Annotated in this window: 18 protein-coding genes; 7 read left to right on the top strand and 11 right to left on the bottom strand. The window is 66.9% G+C overall.

What is annotated here, in order from left to right:
- Positions 1–18: 18 nt before the first annotated feature.
- The 4 genes from QW887_RS16675 to QW887_RS16660 all read left to right on the top strand — a co-directional run bounded on the left by QW887_RS16675 (position 19) and on the right by QW887_RS16660 (position 2,131).
- Positions 19–699: an alpha/beta hydrolase gene (locus QW887_RS16675; protein ID WP_315768193.1), complete on the top strand. Its 681-nt coding sequence runs from the start codon at positions 19–21 to the stop codon at positions 697–699.
- A gap of 103 nt (positions 700–802) precedes the next feature.
- Positions 803–1,120, top strand: a complete 318-nt coding sequence (locus tag QW887_RS16670; protein WP_315768195.1) for a hypothetical protein — start codon at positions 803–805, stop codon at positions 1,118–1,120.
- A gap of 143 nt (positions 1,121–1,263) precedes the next feature.
- Positions 1,264–1,743 carry a hypothetical protein gene (locus tag QW887_RS16665; RefSeq protein WP_315768197.1) on the top strand — a complete coding sequence of 160 codons (480 nt, stop codon included), beginning with the start codon at positions 1,264–1,266 and terminating at the stop codon, positions 1,741–1,743.
- 163 nt (positions 1,744–1,906) lie between these two features.
- On the top strand, positions 1,907–2,131 hold the full coding sequence (locus QW887_RS16660) for a hypothetical protein (RefSeq protein ID WP_315716033.1): 225 nt from the start codon (positions 1,907–1,909) through the stop codon (positions 2,129–2,131).
- A 277-nt stretch (positions 2,132–2,408) separates the two neighbouring features.
- Here the strand turns inward: QW887_RS16660 and QW887_RS16655 are convergent, their stop codons facing one another.
- The 9 genes from QW887_RS16655 to flgB form a co-directional block, all read right to left on the bottom strand.
- The gene (locus QW887_RS16655; protein ID WP_315768199.1) at positions 2,409–3,113 is read right to left on the bottom strand and encodes a glutathione S-transferase; all 705 of its coding nucleotides are present in this window, start codon (positions 3,111–3,113) and stop codon (positions 2,409–2,411) included.
- 108 nt (positions 3,114–3,221) lie between these two features.
- Positions 3,222–4,196: a Tim44 domain-containing protein gene (locus QW887_RS16650; RefSeq protein ID WP_316194760.1), complete on the bottom strand. Its 975-nt coding sequence runs from the start codon at positions 4,194–4,196 to the stop codon at positions 3,222–3,224.
- A gap of 167 nt (positions 4,197–4,363) precedes the next feature.
- The gene (cckA, locus tag QW887_RS16645; protein ID WP_315768201.1) at positions 4,364–6,931 is read right to left on the bottom strand and encodes a cell cycle histidine kinase CckA; all 2,568 of its coding nucleotides are present in this window, start codon (positions 6,929–6,931) and stop codon (positions 4,364–4,366) included.
- A gap of 155 nt (positions 6,932–7,086) precedes the next feature.
- Complete coding sequence (gene flhB, locus QW887_RS16640; RefSeq protein ID WP_315753133.1) at positions 7,087–8,166, bottom strand: flagellar biosynthesis protein FlhB; 1,080 nt, start codon at positions 8,164–8,166, stop codon at positions 7,087–7,089.
- 12 nt (positions 8,167–8,178) lie between these two features.
- Positions 8,179–8,946, bottom strand: coding sequence for a flagellar biosynthetic protein FliR (fliR, locus tag QW887_RS16635; protein WP_315716025.1), 768 nt, complete (start codon positions 8,944–8,946; stop codon positions 8,179–8,181).
- 233 nt (positions 8,947–9,179) lie between these two features.
- Positions 9,180–9,443, bottom strand: a complete 264-nt coding sequence (fliQ, locus tag QW887_RS16630; protein ID WP_008965881.1) for a flagellar biosynthesis protein FliQ — start codon at positions 9,441–9,443, stop codon at positions 9,180–9,182.
- 126 nt (positions 9,444–9,569) lie between these two features.
- Positions 9,570–9,926: a flagellar hook-basal body complex protein FliE gene (gene fliE, locus QW887_RS16625; protein ID WP_315716024.1), complete on the bottom strand. Its 357-nt coding sequence runs from the start codon at positions 9,924–9,926 to the stop codon at positions 9,570–9,572.
- 16 nt (positions 9,927–9,942) lie between these two features.
- Positions 9,943–10,368 carry a flagellar basal body rod protein FlgC gene (gene flgC, locus QW887_RS16620; RefSeq protein WP_315716023.1) on the bottom strand — a complete coding sequence of 142 codons (426 nt, stop codon included), beginning with the start codon at positions 10,366–10,368 and terminating at the stop codon, positions 9,943–9,945.
- A gap of 29 nt (positions 10,369–10,397) precedes the next feature.
- Complete coding sequence (gene flgB, locus QW887_RS16615; RefSeq protein WP_315716022.1) at positions 10,398–10,805, bottom strand: flagellar basal body rod protein FlgB; 408 nt, start codon at positions 10,803–10,805, stop codon at positions 10,398–10,400.
- A gap of 356 nt (positions 10,806–11,161) precedes the next feature.
- On the opposite strand from flgB, the gene QW887_RS16610 reads away from it, so the two are divergent.
- Together QW887_RS16610 and fliP are read left to right on the top strand one after the other, a co-directional pair.
- On the top strand, positions 11,162–12,229 hold the full coding sequence (locus tag QW887_RS16610) for a flagellar biosynthetic protein FliO (protein ID WP_316194702.1): 1,068 nt from the start codon (positions 11,162–11,164) through the stop codon (positions 12,227–12,229).
- On the top strand, positions 12,226–12,978 hold the full coding sequence (gene fliP, locus QW887_RS16605) for a flagellar type III secretion system pore protein FliP (RefSeq protein ID WP_315716020.1): 753 nt from the start codon (positions 12,226–12,228) through the stop codon (positions 12,976–12,978). The genes QW887_RS16610 and fliP overlap by 4 nt, the downstream gene beginning before the upstream one ends.
- A gap of 64 nt (positions 12,979–13,042) precedes the next feature.
- On the opposite strand, the gene QW887_RS16600 is transcribed toward fliP, so the two are convergent.
- Complete coding sequence (locus tag QW887_RS16600; protein ID WP_315828142.1) at positions 13,043–13,705, bottom strand: cation transporter; 663 nt, start codon at positions 13,703–13,705, stop codon at positions 13,043–13,045.
- Between the two features lie 66 nt (positions 13,706–13,771).
- On the opposite strand from QW887_RS16600, the gene QW887_RS16595 reads away from it, so the two are divergent.
- On the top strand, positions 13,772–14,179 hold the full coding sequence (locus tag QW887_RS16595; RefSeq protein ID WP_315716019.1) for a helix-turn-helix domain-containing protein: 408 nt from the start codon (positions 13,772–13,774) through the stop codon (positions 14,177–14,179).
- A gap of 145 nt (positions 14,180–14,324) precedes the next feature.
- Here QW887_RS16595 and QW887_RS16590 read toward each other — a convergent pair whose 3' ends face one another.
- Complete coding sequence (locus QW887_RS16590; protein WP_316194701.1) at positions 14,325–18,071, bottom strand: tetratricopeptide repeat protein; 3,747 nt, start codon at positions 18,069–18,071, stop codon at positions 14,325–14,327.
- Positions 18,072–18,171: the final 100 nt, after the last annotated feature.

Here is an 18,171-nt window from a genome sequence, read left to right as displayed (position 1 = left end):
CCGTCGAGGAGGAGGACCATGGCGACTTTCGTTCTGATTCCAGGAGGTTGGCACGGTGGCTGGATGTACGACTCGCTCTGCGCCAGGCTCCGGCAAGCCGGCCATGCGGCCTATGCCCCCACCCTGAGCGGATTGGAGGAGACGCCCGCCCGCGCCCATGCCATCAATCTCGACACCCATATCACCGACGTCGTCGAGCTCCTGGCGATAGAGGACCTGTCCGAGGTCATCCTGTGCGCGCACAGCTATGGCGGCATGGTCGCGACCGGCGTCGCCGACCGCGTGCCGGAAAGGCTCGCCGCACTGGTCTATCTCGATGCCTTCGCACCCGAGAACGGTCAGTCATGGTGGGATCTCGCCGGTGACGCGTATCGCCGGTTCGTGATCGAACGCGCCGGGCATGACGGGCTGACGGCGCTGCCGCGCGAAGGCTCCGATCCGCGCCGCCGGCCGCATCCGCTCGGGACCTTCATCCAGGCCCTGAACCTCCACGGTCCGGCGCCGGCGGCTCTGCAGCGCACCTTCGTCTACGCCAGCGGATGGAGCGCGACGCCATTCACCGCGCAATATGAGCGGCTGCGCAGCGATCCCGCGTGGCGCGTGCACGCATTTGCGTGCGGGCACGATGTCGTGCAGCACGCACCCGACGAGACGTTCGACCTGCTGATCGAGACGGCCCGCGAGGTCGCCGCAACATGACGCCGCGACCAGCGCAATGTCGTACGGCGAGATCGATTGCGATCGGTCGCCGAATTATGTAACCTTAGATTGTTGACATATTCATTTTCCTCCTGGAGGCGTCATGACACGAGGTCTCTTCGTTGCCATCACATTTGCTCTTGCCCTGATCACCATGCTCCCCGGCAGCGCCGGCGCAGTCGGTCCCGGCCGTGCGTGCGGCGGATTTGCCGGCATCCCCTGCAATGCCGGTCTTTATTGCGAGTTCCCGGCCGGCCAGTGCGGCCGGTTCGACATGATGGGTGTCTGCCGCCGAAAGCCGACGCTCTGCCCGCGGATCTACATGCCGGTGTGCGGCTGCAACTTCCAGACCTACAGCAACGACTGCGAGCGTCGCGCCGCGGGCGTATCGCTGTCGCATCCGGGCCGCTGCTGGTTCTGACGAAGCGATCGCGCCGCTGCCGCCGGCATATGACCGCGGCCCGTCAACACGCGGTCACGTCGGCCGACGATCTTGTGCGGCCGCGGCGCATCGCGCTTGCATGACCTCCGCGCGCAGGCTTCAATGGCGCGGGGGTATTTGGAATGCAGTCATCGCTTTGCTCATTTGGCCGCTTGGCCGGTTTTGTTTTTCTCGTTGCGTCGAGCAGCACGCTGCTGCCGCACGCGGCCCGGGCGGATCGTTGCGACGACGTTGCCAAGGAACTGAAGAACGGCATCGACGGCATCAAGATCGGACAGACCGCGGCGGGCACGGTCTATCTCGCTCATCCCAAGGCGCGCGAGATCACGCTCGGCTGCTCATCGAAGAATGTCAGCAATCAATTGTTCGGAAAATCCGAGCGCAAGCCGACGCCGGCCTTCATCGAGCTGATGGCGAGCGCAGCGGCGATCGTTTTCACGTTGCCGAAGGACGACATGCAGCGCGGCGTCACACGCTGTTACCGCCGGCTCGGAATCTTCCGCGGCGACGACGTCGCCAGCCGCTACCGCCGGCTCGACATGCGCTGCGCCCGAACCAAGACCGAGTCCTCGATCACGATCAGCCGCAGCAAGGACCAATAGGCCGGGGGTGACGCGACAGCCTTGCGGTTTCTGCGCCGGCGGCAGCGACCCGTTCACTATTCGCCGCGCCACCGACAGTTGCAGACAATTCGAACGATCTGCTTGACGAAGTTTTCGTGAGCGATGGCCACGCTTGTCGCAACACCAAGCGAGGAGCTGGACCATGTCCGTTTCGAGCGTTTCGTCGTCATCGCCGCCGCCCTCACCGCCGCCGATCTCGACCGAGACGACCAAGCCGCAGACCCAAGACACGCAGGCGCGCAACCAGACGCAGCAGAGCCAGGCCGTGAATCCCGCCAAGACCGGCGACGAGGCGGCCGCGGAGAAGCAGGCCTCGCGTCCGCCGCTGCCGCCCGGCCAGGGCACCCGCGTCGACATTCTCGCCTGACGATCCCACACCCTCAGGCCAACTTCGTATAGCGGCGGCGCCTCAGGCGCCTGCCGCTATACGTGTGAGCTGGGCCGTGGCGGCGCGGCGATCCACGTGGTTTCAGCTCACGCGCGGCTCGTTCGGGCGAGGCGTTACAGGTCTCTCGACACCCACTTCCCGTGCGGCCGCCCCTCCCCCCGTGAAGAACGGGGAGAGGGAGCGCAGCGCCGACGAGGCGCCGGCGAGGCTCTCAGATGAGCACGCTCACTCCAGCACGACTGCACGCCCTCAGCCCTCACGCATCCAGCGCCTTGTAGTGGCGGAAGATGCCGTCTTCATTGAAGGGGATGCGGCGGTCGCTGGCCAGATAGGCCGAGATGTTCGGCCTGGCGGCGACGCGGTCGTGCAGCGCGACGAGGCCGGGAATGTTGCGCTCGAATGCCGTCATGCGGTGGGGAAACGCGTAGCGCAGTCCGGCGACGATCTGGAACAGCGACAGGTCGACGTAAGTGAGCCGGCGCCCCGTGACATAGGTGCCGCCGCTGTTCGCCAGGAGCCGTTCGAAATAGCCGAGGAATTTCGGTACCCGCTCGTTCCAGAACTCGGCGGCGCGCTTCCTGGCCGGCGCGCGCTGGTCCTCGTAGTACAGCGTCGGCCCGAGCGGATGGTGGGTGTCGTGGATCTCGACGACGAAGTCGGAGATCGTCAGTTGCAGCTGATGCAGCCAGGATTGCCCCGCCTCGGCCTTCGGGGCGAGGCCATGGCGGGGGCCGAGGAACAGCAGGATGTTGGCGGTCTGGCCGATGATGCGGCGGCCCGCTTTCAGGAATGGCGGCGCGAACGGCGGCGTATCGCTTTCGGCGTCCATCATCGCCGTCATCGCACCGATGCCGTCCTCGCGCGCGACATCGCGATAGGCGGCGCCCGCCTCCTCCAGCGCGAGCCGCACATATTCGCCCCTGCCCTGGATCATCGGCCAGTAATACAGCTCGTAACGCATGGGCCCATCCTCGTTGCCTGTTCATCGCGGCACGCCACTATAACCACGCGCAAAACAAAAGCGCCGCGGATTGCTCCGCGGCGCCCGATGATCGTTCGACCTATGGCGTCAGCCGACCTGCTGGATTCCCGACAGCTGCCAATCGGCGCCGGCGTGGCGCAGGAAGGTCCATATCTCCGTGACCTCCTGCGGCTGGTCGGAGCCGTCGACAACGCGGCCCGAGGCGCGCTCGATGGTCTTGTCGGCCAAGGTGAAGCGCATCGCGACCGTGGCGTAGTCGGCGCCATTCTCGCGCCAGGCTTCGGCGAGGTCGCCCTGCAGCAGCTTCACGGCGCTGACCTTGTTGACCACACCGCGGGCCTGGTTCTGCTCGAGATCGCGCTCGAAATACGAGGCCATCTCGGGCGTCGACAGCAGCCGCAGGCGGCCGACATCCTCGTTCGACCAGGCGGACTGGATCTCGCCGAGCAGCCGCTCGAACGCCTCGTAGTCGGCCGGCAGGATCTGCAGCGGCGGCGTGTTGCTGCCACCACCGCCGAAGCCACCGAAACCACCAAGGCCGCTCAGGCCCGAGCGCGAGCTCGGCTGGCCGTCGGTGGGCGATGGCGCCGGGCCGGCGGCATAGGCCGGCTGGTTGCGGCGCTGCCACCAGGCCATCCCCATGCGCACCAGGAACACCACCAGCAGGACCTGGAGGATCAGGCCGATGATCGACGCGAAGCCGCCGAGCCCCGAGAACAGCCCGCCGCCGAACAGCATGCCGAACAGGCCGGCGCCGAGGAAGCCGGCAGCGAGGCCGCCCAGAAGGCCACCCGCGCGGCCGCCGAACAGCCCGCCACGGGCGGGCGCAGCCGTGTTGAAGCCGCCGGGCTGGCCCGGCTGGGTGATGGTGCGGTTGAACTGCGACGCCGATCCCGGCGCGGTCGTGGTCGGAGGCGGCGCGGAGAAGGTGCGCGTGCCGCGGGAGCCCGAGCTGGAGCCGCCGCCGATCCGGGCGTCGGCCGCCGAGACGGCGAGCACCGTCGGCAGCGCCAGTGAAAGGGCCACGGCCATCGCCTTGAGGAGGCCGCTTTTGCGCTGCATGAAGCTCATCTGTGTTTCCCATAACTCCCCGGAATGGGGATGCCTGTAAGATGGGCACAACCCGCGAAAAGGGAAGGCGGCACGAGGCCGCGCAGCTGCGGCGCGGGGTCGCGGGATGAAACGCGCACGGCCGGCTTGCCAGCAATTTGCCAAGGAACTCCGGTAACCTATTGCGGCGCCATGGTTTCCTTGACCGCCGCCACGAGCTGGCTGAGCGTGAAGGGCTTGGGCAGGAACGCGAACTGCTGGTTCTCGGGCAGGCTCTTCTCGAACGCATCCTCGGCATAGCCCGAGACGAAGATGATCTTGATGTCCGGATTCTTCTCGCGCATCACCTTCAGCAGCGTCGGCCCGTCCATCTCCGGCATCACGACGTCGGACACCACGAGATCGAGCACGCCGTCGCACTCGTCCAGCGCCTCCATCGCCTCGACGCCGTTCGACGCCTCGATGACGCTGTAGCCGCGCGAGCGCAGGCCGCGCGCGTTCAGCGCCCGCAGGCCCTCCTCGTCCTCGACCAGCAGGATGGTGCCCTGCCCGGTCAGGTCGGCGCGCGGCTTCGACGCTTCCGCGACGGCCGGCTCCTTGACGGCGCCGTTGGCCGCGTGCGGCTCGGCCTGGACCTCCGGCACGACGATGTGCCGCGGCAGGAAGATCTGGAACGAAGTCCCCTTGCCGACCTCGCTGTCGACGTAGATGAAGCCGCCGGTCTGCTTGATGATGCCGTAGACGGTCGACAGTCCCAGACCGGTGCCCTTGCCGACCTCCTTGGTCGAGAAGAACGGCTCGAAGATCTTCTCGCGGATCTCGGCCGGAATGCCGGTTCCGGTGTCACTGATCTCGATGCGGACGTAGTCGGCCACCGGCATGCCCTTGTAGGCGGCCTGCGCGACCTCGTCGGCCGAGACGTTGGCGGTGCGCACCGACAGCTTGCCGCCATCGGGCATCGCATCGCGGGCGTTGACCGCGAGATTCACGACCACCTGCTCGAACTGCGAGACGTCGACCTTGACCGGCCACAGGTCGCGGCCGTGAACCAGGTCGAGCTTGACCTTCTCGCCGATCAGCCGACGCAACAGCATCGTCAGGTCGGACAGTGCGTCGCCGAGATCGAGCACCTGGGGCCGCAGGGTCTGGCGGCGCGAGAACGCGAGCAGCTGCCGCACCAGCGTCGCGGCGCGGGTCGCGTTCTGCTTGATCTGCATGATGTCCTGGAACGACGGGTCGGTCGGCTTGTGCGCGTTCAGCAGGAAGTCGTTGGCCATCATGATGGCCGAGAGCACGTTGTTGAAGTCGTGGGCGATGCCGCCGGCGAGCTGGCCGACCATCTCCATCTTCTGCGACTGGTTGATCTGGTTCTCCAGCGCGCGGCGCTCGGTGGTCTCGAGCAGATAGACGATCGCGGCCTCGGTCTCGCGCTCGTCCTCGTCGACGGCGGTGACGAAGAACTGGCCGAAGCGCTCCTTCGCGCCCTCCAGCATCACCTCGACCGGCGGAATGTCCGCCTGCCCTTCCGAGGCCTGGTTGATCGCGGCGATCAGGAGGTGCCGGTCGCGCTGGCTGACGGTGCGGAAGATCGATTTCGCCGCGGCCACGTCGCCGCTGACGCTCTGCGCCAGCTTGGCGTAGCGCGCATTGGCCCTGACCACGGCGCCGCCGCGGTCGACGGTGGCGATTGCCATCGGCGTATGGTCGAAGAAGCGCATGAAGCGCACCTCGGCGGCGCGCTCCGGATCGGAGCGCTCGTCGCGGGCGCGGCTGATGACCAGGGTGCGCGAGGCGCCCGGCTTGCCGTCGGCGCCGAAGGCGAGCTTGTGGTAGAGCCGCGCCGGCATGGTCTTGCCGCCGCGCATCTTCAGGTCGATGTCGAACACCTCGGTGCGGACCTCGCCGGGCACCGCCACGATCGAGGTCAGCAGCGACGCGCCGTCGCCGGAGACGACGTCGGCGAGCTTCAGGCCGCCCGAGCCGATCTCGGCGAGATCGTAGTCGAGCCAGTTGGCGAGCGTGGCATTGACGTAGACGAGGCTGCCTTCCGGATTGACCGAGAAGAAGCCGCACGGCGCATGGTCGAGATATTCGATCGCATGCTGCAGCTCCTGGAACACGTCCTCCTGGCGCTCGCGATCCCGCGTGATGTCGGCGATCGACCACACCGCGTAGCGGGCGTGGCGCTTGGTCTGGCCGAGCGGGCGCACGCGCATCCGCAGCCAGCGCCCCTGCGCGCCTTCGGCCGCGGTGATGCGCACCTCCTCCTGCTGCCGCTTGCCCTCGCGCGCCGCCTTGAGCAGGCGGAACACCGCTTCGGAGACATCGGGATTGCCGATGAAGACACGCTCGACGGGACGCGCCTCCTGCGCGGTCGCCGCTCCCGTCATGTTGAGATAGGCGGCGTTGGCGTAGACGACATGGCCGCGCGGATCGGTCACTGCGAGGCCATCGAAGGCGTGATCGGCGATCGCGCCCAACACCGGATCGTCGGTCGCCTTGTCGGCGAAGCGGACGATGCCGGCGGCGAACGCGAACAGATTGAACAGGCCGACGGTGGCGAGCAGCGACAGCAGGCCGAGAATATAGGGCTGCGCCTGGGCGCGGCCGATCGTCATCAACGCGATCGCGACCGCGACGAGACCGAACGCCACCAGCAGGATCAGCAGAATGCTGCCGCTGCGGCGCGGCCGCTCCGGCAGGCCCACCTGATCCTGTAACCCATCGTTGTCGGAATCGGCGCTCATGGCTCGGGGACGCGACCTGTCGGCTGGGAGCCCCAGCCCGTTCGCGCGGCTCCCCCTTCCACCTGCCTGAATCGACGGGTCAAGCGCAAGCCCGTCAAGCCGATATTCCATGATTTATCCGTATTTTGCGGTCCGTCCATGGACCGAATCGGTTGTCATCGCGGGCGCCCCGAGAGGTTGCGCCGCAGCCCCATCACGTAGCCGATGATCTCAGCGACGGCATGATAATGTTCCACCGGGATCTCCTCGTCGATCTCGACGGTGGCATAGAGCGCGCGCGCCAGCGGCACGTTCTCGACGATCGGGATGTCGTGCGCCTTGGCGACCTCCCGGATCTTGAAGGCGATGTTGTCGACGCCCTTGGCGACGCAGACCGGCGCCGACATGCCGCGCTCGTAGGACAGCGCGACCGAGTAGTGGGTCGGGTTGGTGATGATCACGGAGGCCTTGGGAACCGCGGCCATCATGCGCTTCTTCATGCGCTGCTGGCGGATCTGCCGGATGCGTCCCTTGACGTGCGGGTCGCCTTCCGACTGCTTGAACTCCTCCTTCATCTCCTGCACCGACATCTTCTGGCGCTCGTACCATTGCCGATACTGGAACAGGTAGTCGCCGATCGCGACCAGGGCGAGCAGCGCGACCACCGAGCCCATCAGATGCGTCGTCAGCGAGATCGTGACGCCGAGCAGCTCGCTGACGTCCATATGCAGCAGCGATTCGAGGCGCAGCCGCTCCGGCCACAGGATCATGACCATGACCGTGCCGAGCAGCACGAGCTTGAAGAGGCCCTTGGCGAAATTGGCCGCGGCCTGCTTGCCGAACAGGCGCTTGGCGCCGGCCAAGGGCGAGATCTTGCTCAGGCTCGGCTTCATCGGCTCGCCGGACCAGACCAGGCGATGCTGCATCATGTTGCCGGCGATCGCCGCCAGCATCACCATCAGGATCGGCACGCCGATCGCCGCGATCACGGCGAACGACAGGCTGCGCGCCAGCGCCAGCAGGCCGGCGCCGTCGGTGTGGATCATCCAGGAATTGGCGATCAGGTTGCGCATCGGCACCAGCACCGCGGTGCCGATCGAGCCCGAGAAGGTCGACATCACCAAGGTCGCGGAGGCGATCACGAACCAGGTGTTGAGCTCCTGGCTCTTGACGACGTCGCCGCGTTCGAGCGCCTGGTCCAGCCGTTTTTGCGTCGGGTCTTCTGTTTTGTCTTCGGAATCGGCCTCATCGGACATCGATCGGCCCCCTCACCGCGGCATCATCTCGTGCATGACGCCTTCGAAATAGCCGAGAAACGTTCCCATCATCGCGGTCAGGACCAGCGCGAAGATCAGGAAGCCGATCAGGATCGAGAGCGGCGCGCCGACGAAATAGACCTGCATCTGCGGCATCAGCCGCGCCAAGACGCCGAGCCCGATGTTGAAGACCAGGCCGAACACCAGGAACGGCGCCGACAATTGCAGGCCGATCTTGAACGCCGCGGCAAACGCCTTGGTCGCCAGCGAGGCGACGTCGCCGCTCGGGATCAATTCGCCCGGCGCGAAGATCTTGTAGCTGTCGCTGAGTGCGGCGATCACCAGGTGATGGCTGTCGGTCGAGAACAGCAGGGTCACGCCGAGCATGGTGAGGAAGTTGCCGATCAGGACGCCCTGCTGTCCCTGCGTCGGATCCACCGCGGTGACGAAGCCGAGTCCCATCTGCTGCGCGATCACGGAGCCCGCGACCTGCAGCGCCGACAGCGTCACCCGCGCCGTCGCGCCGAGCACGATGCCGATCACGATCTCGTGCACCATCATCACCAAGAGCGGCGACAACGCCTGCAGGTCGACCTGATAGGCCTGACGATGCAGCGGCAGCACGATCATCGTGAGCAGCAGCGCGGTCGCGAGCTTGATGCGGACGGGGATGTTGACCTCGCCGAGGCCCGGCAACAGCATCACCATGGCGCCGACGCGCGCGAAGGCCAGCATGAACACGGCGGCCAGCGCCGGAAGGAAGGATATATCGATGCGCATCGTCCGCCGTCACGGCCCTTTCGACCGCATGCTGGTGCGGCACGACGGTCTTTGAAGAGACAGCCTCCGAAGAGACAGCCTCCGACGAGGCAACCTGCGAAGAGGCAGCCTGCGAAGAGCTTGCCCGAAAGGCTGCCCGCGCGCGCCTGAAAGCAGCAGCGCCCCCCGCACTGCTCCTTACGACCGCTCGCAGCGCCCTCACGCAGGCCTGCCCTGCCGCCCCGGACATTGCCTCATCCGCCGATGATTCGCGACGAGATCCGCATCATGTGCGAATGCAGCGCATCGGCCATGAACGGCAGCGCCAGCAGCAGCGTCACGAAGATCGCGATGATCTTCGGCACGAACACCAGCGTCTGCTCCTGGATCTGCGTCAGCGCCTGGAACAGCGAGACGACCACGCCAACCACGAGGCCGACCACCATCAGCGGCGACGACACCAGCACGATGGTCCAGATCGCATCGCGCGCCACATCGAGCGTTTCAGCTCCCGTCATGTCCTGTCGTTCCTCACTGTCGATCGGCTCCGGTCCGGCACCCGCCTCATCGCGCGCGGTCGCGGCAGACGGCAAATCCCCTGGGCGCATCAGGCACGTGGCGGCCTGAAGCGTTACGAGCTGCGCCTAGATCGTCATCTTCATCACGTCTTCATAGGCCTGGATCACGCGGTCGCGCACCGACACCAGCGTCGACACCGCGACGTCGGTTTCGGCGACCGCCGTGACGACATCCATGACGTTTGCCTTGCCCGCGGCCATCGCGACCGCCTGACTGTCGGACTTGCGTCCGGCCTCCATCACGCTGCCGATCGCGTCCTTCAGCACCGCGCTGAATGACGGACCACCCTTGTCGGCGCCGTTGCCGCTACCGAGCACGTCGCGCACGCGCCCAAGGCTGCCGAAGGCACCGCTCGAGCCGCCGGTGTCGAGCACGCGCGCGGAATTCGCGTAGGCATTCGCTGCGGAGATTGGGGAGGCCATGACTTTCGTTCCTGTCCTAGGTCTTCAGAATGTCGAGCGTGCGCTGGATCATGCGGCGCGTGGCGCCGATGATGTTCAAATTCGCCTCGTAGGACCGCTGCGCATCACGCATGTCGGTCATCTCGATGAGCGGATTGACGTTGGGGTACTTGACATTGCCGGACGCGTCCGCGGCCGGGTTACTGGGGTCGTATTTGACGCGGAACGACGATTGATCGGGCACCACCTTGCCGAGTGCCACCACCTTGGCGTCGAGCGCACGATCGAGTGCCGAGGTGAATGTCGGGACCTTGCGGCGATACGGATCGCCGCCCGCCTTGGCAGCGGTCGAATCGGCATTGGCGATGTTCTCGGAAATGACGCGCATACGTCCCGCCTGCGCACGCAGGCCGGAGGTCGCGATGCTCATCGAGCGGAGGAAATCGCTGGAGTCGTTTGCCATGCTTGTCGGTCTCTGTCCTTAACCCGAGCTCAGCCCTTGCCGATCGCTGTCTTCAACAGATGCAGGCTCTTGCCGTACAACGAGGTCGCCGCGGCGTAGTCCATCTGGTTGGCGGAGACCTTCAGCATCTCCTCTTCGAGGCTCACCGCGTTGCCGGCGGGCCTCGTCTGAAATCCGACCTTGCGGTTCTGGTCGAAGCTCGCGCTCTCGCCCGACGACGGGGCGATGTGCGCGGTGCTGGTCCGGGTCAGCGACAGCGGCGCAAAGCCGCCGACCGCCTGGCCGGTTGAATCGAACTTCGGCTCAACCAGATCCTTCGGCTTGAAGTTTGGCGTATCCGAATTGGACACGTTCTCGGACAGCACGCGCTGGCGCTCCTGATGCCATTGCATCTTGGTCCGCAACGCCGACAACACGGGGAGATCGTTGATGGACATGGCGCTGCTCGGTTGTGTCCGACTACCGGACGGTTTGGGTAGGTAGAAATTGCCGTGCATATGGTTAACAGGGAGTTAAGAAAGGGTGCGATGCCCACCGGGACTATCCCGGTGTCTTGACGAATTCTTAGGAAACTGCCGGGGTCCCAGCCGACCGATGCATCATTCCGGGACGGCGCGGCTCGCCAAGAAGTCGTTTTGGCCCGGCCGATTCATGGGTTATTAAGAGGCGGAGCGGCAGTTCCTGCCGTCATGCGTTAACAGGTTGGTTCCGGTTCTGAAGCTCCGTTCGCTGCCGGCGATGCGTTGGACAGACGAAAGACTTCGAAAGGACGCGGTATTTGCCGGGGACAGAGATGCAGGCACTGACGTTCTTTTTTGCATTCGTGGCGGTGCTGGCGCTGATCGGCCTCGCCGCTTGGCTGGTCCGTCGATTCGCGGGCAATCGTCTCGGGACCAACCCGAATCGCGGCCGCATGCCCCGGCTTGCCGTGATCGATGCCGCCGCCGTCGATGGCCGCCGCCGTCTCGTGCTCGTGCGCCGTGATAACATAGAGCATCTTCTGATGATCGGCGGGCCGACCGACATCGTGGTCGAATCCAATATCGTGCGGGCCATGCCGGCGCGCGAGCAATTGCCACAGCGGCCGGGCATCAGTGCCGAGCCGCCGGCGGCTCGCATCGCGCCGCTGCCGGATGCGCCATCCTGGGCCGACAACGAGCCGAAGACCGAGGCCGCCGAGCATGCCGAGTTGCAGATGCCGGAGTCGCCGCAGCGCCCGATGCGGCCGTCGTTCATCGATGAGGTTCGCCGCACGGCGCCGACTGCCGCAGAGCGGCGTGAGCCAGCACCGGCATTTCCGCCGGAACCACCGCTTCCTCCGCGCCGTCCCGACCCCCGCCAGGACCTCCGGGCGGACGTCCGTGGAGAACCGCGCGGCGGAGACGAAGCCCGCCTGGAGCCGCGCCCCGAGCGGGTGGCCCGCGGTGAACCAGTGATGTCGCGCCCGTTGCGCCCCGCCGAGCCGCAGCGTCAGGCCGAGGCGCAGCGCCCTTCCGAGGGGCCACGGCTGCCGCCGGTGCGGAGCGCTGAGCGCGCAGCCGAGCGCGTCGAGCGCGCGGCGGCGCCGCCGCTGCCGCCGGTGGCCCAGATGCCGCCGCCCCCGCCCCCGGCTGCCCCGCCGCCCGCAGCGGCCGATTCGAGCGCCGAAGCCAATCTGGCCGAGATGGCGCAACGGCTCGAGGCCGCGCTGCGGCGTCCATCAGCCGATCCGTCGGCTGCTCCGGCCTCGGGTCCCCCGGCGCTCCGGGCGGCCGCGCGCAACGAGCCGCCTGCGGCGCAGGCCGCGCCGGTCAAGACCAGCTTCGAGAATCTGGAGGACGAGATGGCCTCGCTGCTCGGACGTCCGAAGTCGTCTCAGTGAGATCGCTGCTTCCCCCGCGTAGAGTTGTCTTCACCGCTGTTCTGACTGCCGCCGGTTTACTGGCGGGACGTGCTGCTGCGCAGGACATCAGCATCAATCTCGGCGCCGGCGGTGGCGGCGTCACCGAACGCGCGGTCCAACTGATCGCGCTGCTCACGGTGTTGTCGATCGCGCCGTCGATCCTGATCATGATGACGTCGTTCACGCGCATCGTCGTCGTGCTGTCGCTGCTGCGCACGGCGATGGGCACAGCGACCGCGCCGCCCAACTCGGTCATCATCGCGCTCGCGATGTTCCTCACGGCGTTCGTGATGGGCCCGGTGCTGCAGAAATCCTATGATGACGGCATCCGGCCCCTGGTGGAGAACCAGATCGGCGTCGAGGACGCGCTGCAGCGCGCCTCGGTGCCGCTGCGCGGCTTCATGCAGAAGAACGTGCGCGAGAAGGACCTGAAGCTGTTCATGGACCTCTCCGGCGAGCCGCCGCCGGCGACGCCCGACGACCTGTCGCTGCGCATCCTGGTGCCGGCTTTCATGATCTCCGAGCTCAAGCGCGCCTTCGAGATCGGTTTCCTGCTGTTCCTGCCCTTCCTGATCATCGACCTCGTGGTCGCGTCGGTCTTGATGTCGATGGGCATGATGATGCTGCCGCCGGTCGTGGTGTCGCTGCCGTTCAAGCTGATCTTCTTCGTGCTGGTCGACGGCTGGTCGCTGGTGGCCGGCAGCCTGGTGCAGAGCTACGGCGGGTAGGTTTCACCTCTCGGTGTGAGCGAAAGCCAGTCGGTCGTGACTTTCCATTGACACGTGCCCTCGATCAGTTCGCCCGGATTGGGCTTGCGACGGGGCGCGATGTGGGGGAGCCGCGCAACTCGATGCGAGCTCGCTGTATGATGTGCCAGCCACCGCTCGAACCAAGCGCGGCCATGATCGCCGCCACAATGAGATCCGGCCATGCCGTGCCGGTGCCGAACACACCGGCTGCGGCCGCGAGTACGGCGACGTTGCCGATCGCATCGTTCCGGGAGCAGATCCAGACCGACCTCATATTCGCGTCGCCGATCCGGAAGCGGTAGAGCATGAGGGCCACGCCCGCATTGGCGACAAGGGCGAGCATGCCGACGATCCCCATCGCCTTCGCCTCCGGGAGGGTGCCGGTCACTGCGTGCCAGACAGTGGAGGCAAGGACAAGGACGCCAAGCAGGACGAGCGACCAGCCCTTCAGAAGGGCGGCGCGCGCTCGCCAGCTCAGCGCCAGTCCCGCCACTCCGAGGCTGATCGCATAGTTGGCCGTATCACCGAGGAAGTCGATCGCGTCCGCCTGCAGCGAGGCCGACCCGGCCGCCACGCCTGCTGCGATCTCCGTCAAAAACATGGCTCCGTTGATAGCCAACGCAATCCAGAGCGCACGACGCCAGCGGGGGCTGTCCAGTTCCCTCGGAGGGGAAGAGGAACAGCAGTCGTCATGACAACCAGGCATATCGTCGCCTCTTACAAGATGATGCGACGTCCTATATGGACCCTGTAGCCACTATAGGGTCAAGCCATGTCACGACTGACCATCGGCGACCTCGCGAAGCGGACCGGCACCAAAGTCGAAACGATCCGCTATTATGAGCGGATCGGTCTGCTACCTCTTCCGGCGAGAACCGAGGGCAATTACCGAGCCTATGACAACGACCAACTGGGGCGACTGAGCTTCATCCGGCGTGCCCGCGACTTGGGCTTCTCCATCGACCAGGTCCGTGACCTGCTGGACCTCGCCGATCAGCGAGACCGCTCGTGCGACGCGGTCGACGTCATCGCCGGCCAACACCTGGCAGAGATCGAACGCAAGATCGCGGACCTCGTGGCGCTGCGCGACGAGCTTGCCGATGTCATCGGGCGCTGCAAGCACGGCACCGTTGCCGACTGCCGCATCATCGAAGCGCTTGCGCCGCATCGCTCTGACTGAGCGAACGAGACAATGGCGTCGCAAGGCAGTCTCGACCTTTCGTCTGGACGCGCGTCGGGCGGATTGCGGACAGCATCGCGATGAGCTCGGCTTCGGCCTGGTCGGCTCATCTGGTGGCTCTCCGGCTCTGCGTGTGGCGCCGAAATCAACGGCCGGCGATCGCCTGCTTGACGCCCTGGATGCGCGGCAAGGCGCCGGTCGCTTCCGACGGGGCCTTCGCGGCGTCCTTGCCGCCGTCCGGTCCTTTGCCGGTGGCATCCGGGAAACGCGCGCGCATGTCGCGGAGGAAGCCGTCGAGCGTGTCGACGCTCGCGGCCATCTTCGCGATCTGCGCGAATTCGGCGCTGGAGCCGCTCGCCGGCTTGCTGGCGACGTCGAACGCGATCTTGTCCGCCTCGCCGGTCATCAGCGGCGCATATTTCTCGCGGAAGCGGGCGAGGCCGATGGCGTCGTCGGCGAGCGCATAGCCGACCACGGCGCGCAGGATGTCGCCGCGCTCCGCCGGATTGAGCGGGCGGAAATCGCGCCAGCGATCGCCGTAGTAGAGCTCGATCTGCTCGGACGCCTCGCGCCAGCGCCGCGACGCCCAGTAGATGTCGGAGCGCAGCCGGATCGCCTCGCGGCCGCCGATGTTGCTGATGATGTCCAGCCCGAGGTCGTAACGACCGATGTCACTGTTGGCGCGCGCCTCCAAGAGCAGCCGCTGCTGGCGCAGCTCGCCCGCGAGATCGGCGATGCGGGTGGTGCGCAGCGCCTCGATGGCGCGGTCCGGCTTGCGGTTGGTGAGGTAGACCATGGCGAGACGCGCGGCGACCTGGGCGCGCGCCGCACCTTCGAGGCGGTGGTCGACCTGGTATTGCAGAAGTTCGGCGGCCTGGTCGAGCAGATCGATGCCGACCAGGCGGTCGGCGAGCTTGCGGATCATCTCGTCGCCGCGGCGGCCGATCGGAGTCAGCTCGCGAAACCCGTAGAAGATGCTGAGCGCATCGACCGGCGGAAGCTCGTCGGCCTTGCCGCTCAGGAACAACTGCGAGAACAGGCGGGAGGCTGCATCCTGGGCCTGCCGCGCCAAGTCGGAGTTGGGCATCAGGCGGGTGGCCTGGCGCGCGGCCTCGAGCGAGTCCGCGTAGCGCCCGGCCTCCTCGTAGAGCTGCGCCATCATCTGCAACGTCTGCACCTCGATGGCGTCGCCGCGCCAGATCGCCTGCAAGGTCTCCAGCTCCTTCAACGCGTCGGGCGGCTTGATCTCGCCGCGCTTCTGCAGAAGCTTGATCTCGAGCAGCTTGGCCTCCGCGGCCGCCATGCGGTCGTCGGAATTGACGGCGAAGCGATAGTCGTCGAGCGCATCCTTCTCCTGCGCCATCGCCTCGGCGAGCCGGCCGCGCAGCACGGCGATGTCGGGCTTCATGTCCGCGGGCACGCCGATCACGTCGAGTTCGGCGCGCCGCTTCGCGGCGCCGGCGAAATCCTTGATCTCGAGCGCCGACTTCATCGCGTCAGCGATCACGACGCGCTGCAGGTCGAGCGGCAGCGAGGCGATGGCGAACTCGACGTTCTTCAGCTTCTCGCGCGCGTCCGCGAACTTGCCTTGCCGGGCGAAGGCGAGGCCCTTCCACATCTGGGAGTCGAAATTGTTCCCGATCGACGGCGTGGCGAGATCCTTGAGCCCCTGGTCCGGCCGGCCCATCAGGATGCTCGCCACCGCGTGGATCATCAGCATGGCGGTCTCGTCGGTGCGCGGGTCGGCGTCGGAGATCATCAGATTGGTGACACCGCGCGCTTCCGGATACATCGCTCGCGCCATGTAGAAGCGCGCCAGCGCCAGCCGCGCCTGCGCCCGCCGCTCCGGCTCGGCGTTGGCCGCGGCCTTGATCAGGAGATCCTCGCGCGGCACGAACGGCTGGGTCTGGTTCTGCTGCCATTCGTCGATGTCGAACATCGGCCTGACAGCGGTCGGCGCCCGCTCCGGCGAGAAGCCGATCGACGACAGCGTCAGCCCGCCCGGCCGGCCCAGGATCACCTTGTCGGGCGCGATCTCGACGGCGACGTCATCCGAATTCGGACGAACCGCGATGCCGTGGATGGAATCGAGCAGCGACAGATCGACGAAATCCTGGCGCTTGATGAAGCCGCGGATCGGCGGCGGCGCCGTCACGACCAGCAGCGTGTCGCCGGCATCCGGGTCGGTCACCCGGTGCAGCATGCCGGCTCCGGGATTGGCGAGCGGCACCATCACATTGGCAAGCGCGGGATCGGTGACGTTGCGCATCACCATCAGCGGCTGCTGATTGGCCTGGCCCTTGTCGGCGAACGACAGCATCCAGCTGCGCCCGCCGTCATCGCTGCCGAGCGAATGCATCTGCGGGCGGTTGAGCCGGATCCGGATGGCCTGCCCGTTCTCGAGCGACATCCTGTTGACCTCGCCGATGATGGCGCCGCCCTTGGCGCGGATGGGTTCGACGTCGACGGGCTTGGTCGAATCGAACACCATCCATACCGTATCGCCGCGGCGGAACAGCGCCGCCGGCGTGACCTGGCCGAAGCCGAAGGTGAGCCGCAGGCCCTCACTGTCGCGCAGGGCCTCCAGGGTGGCGGCTCCATTGGCTGCCTTCTCGGCCGGCTTGGTTTCGGCAGGCTTGGCCTCTACAGGCTTGGCCTCTGTAGGCTTGGCTTCGACCGACTTGCTCTCGACGGGCTTGGCGGCTTCGGCTTTGCCGGCCTCCGGCTTCATCGCCTCGGGCTTGGCAGCTTCGGATCTGGCGGCTTCGGGCGCAGCAGCTTCAGGCTTGGCGGCCTCGGGCGCGGCTTCGGTCTTCGCAGCAGCGGCCGACGGCGTCGGCTGGGCTGCGGGCTCGGTGGCCGGCGCCGCGACCGCAGGCGCCGGCTTGGTCTCCGCCTTCATCTCCTTGGCGATGGTGTCGGAGGTCGGCGGCACGATCTCGGGCTGCGCAGCCTGCTTCGGCTTGTCGCCATTGGGCTTGCTGCCGTTGGGTTTCTCGGCCGCGGCCGCCTTGGCGCCCGGCAGCGTGTCCGAGGAGACTGCGGAGACCTTCTTGTCCGGCTGCTGATAGGCGACGTCGATGTTGTAGTTCTTCTCCTCGCGGAAGGCGCGAACGTCGACCTCGCCGACCAGGCCGAGCTCGACGACGGTCCTGCTGCCGTCGATGCGCTGGTTGATCGCGGCGACGTTCGGCGGCGCGACGAGCTTGGCGTCGGCGAGATCGAAGGACAGCGGCGCGGTGAAGAACAGCGACAGCTTCTGGTCGTTGAGCACCGAGGAGATACCGACGCCGTCGGGGATCTCGAACACGAAGCGCACGAAGGTCGGCTGCACCAGCGCGCGCACGCGGATCGGCGGCCGCTTCTTCGATTCCGCCTCGGCGCGCTGCAGCCGCAGCGCCTTCTCGGCGGCGCGCGCGCGCTCGGCGAGCTCGCGCACGACCTCGGCCGGCAGCGGCGGCGGCGGGCCGGTCCAGCTGTCGGGCAACAGGTCGATGAAGACGCGTTCGCCCGCGGTCATGGTGTTGACGCGGACCTTGCGCGACAGCGACAACCGCAGCGCCGAGCCGTCGGGGTCGCCGCGGGCCGATGAGATATAGTCGGGCGCAGCATCCACCCAGCGGTCGATCGGAACGGTGGCGGCGCGATCGAACCTGATCAGCAGAATCGAGCCGGCGGTGGTGACGTCGGCGCTGACGTCCTCGGCGAATTTCAGCACCAGCCGCGCATAGCCGTCCTGAGCCGACAGGCTCGCCTCGCCCGGCACCGGCGCAGCGCCTGCCGCGACCGTGGACAGCACCAGACCGATGACGATGGCCGACAGCAGGGCAAGGCCGGCGCGCGCCCGTGCGCGGGCCTTCGACCGCAATCCAATGGGAGTCGTGCGCGCCATGGTCACAAGCTTCCGGTTCGACATCCGCAACTTGACGGATACGCCTGCCCCGCCACGCCGGAAATCTAGGTGCCGGCGTTTAAGGGCGCATTAAACATGC

The organism is Bradyrhizobium sp. SZCCHNRI3052, assembly GCF_032484895.1.
In the GTDB taxonomy this organism is placed as follows: Bacteria; Pseudomonadota; Alphaproteobacteria; order Rhizobiales; family Xanthobacteraceae; genus Bradyrhizobium.
Note: the sequence above shows the minus strand (reverse complement) of the source record. Positions and strands in the feature narration are given on the sequence as shown.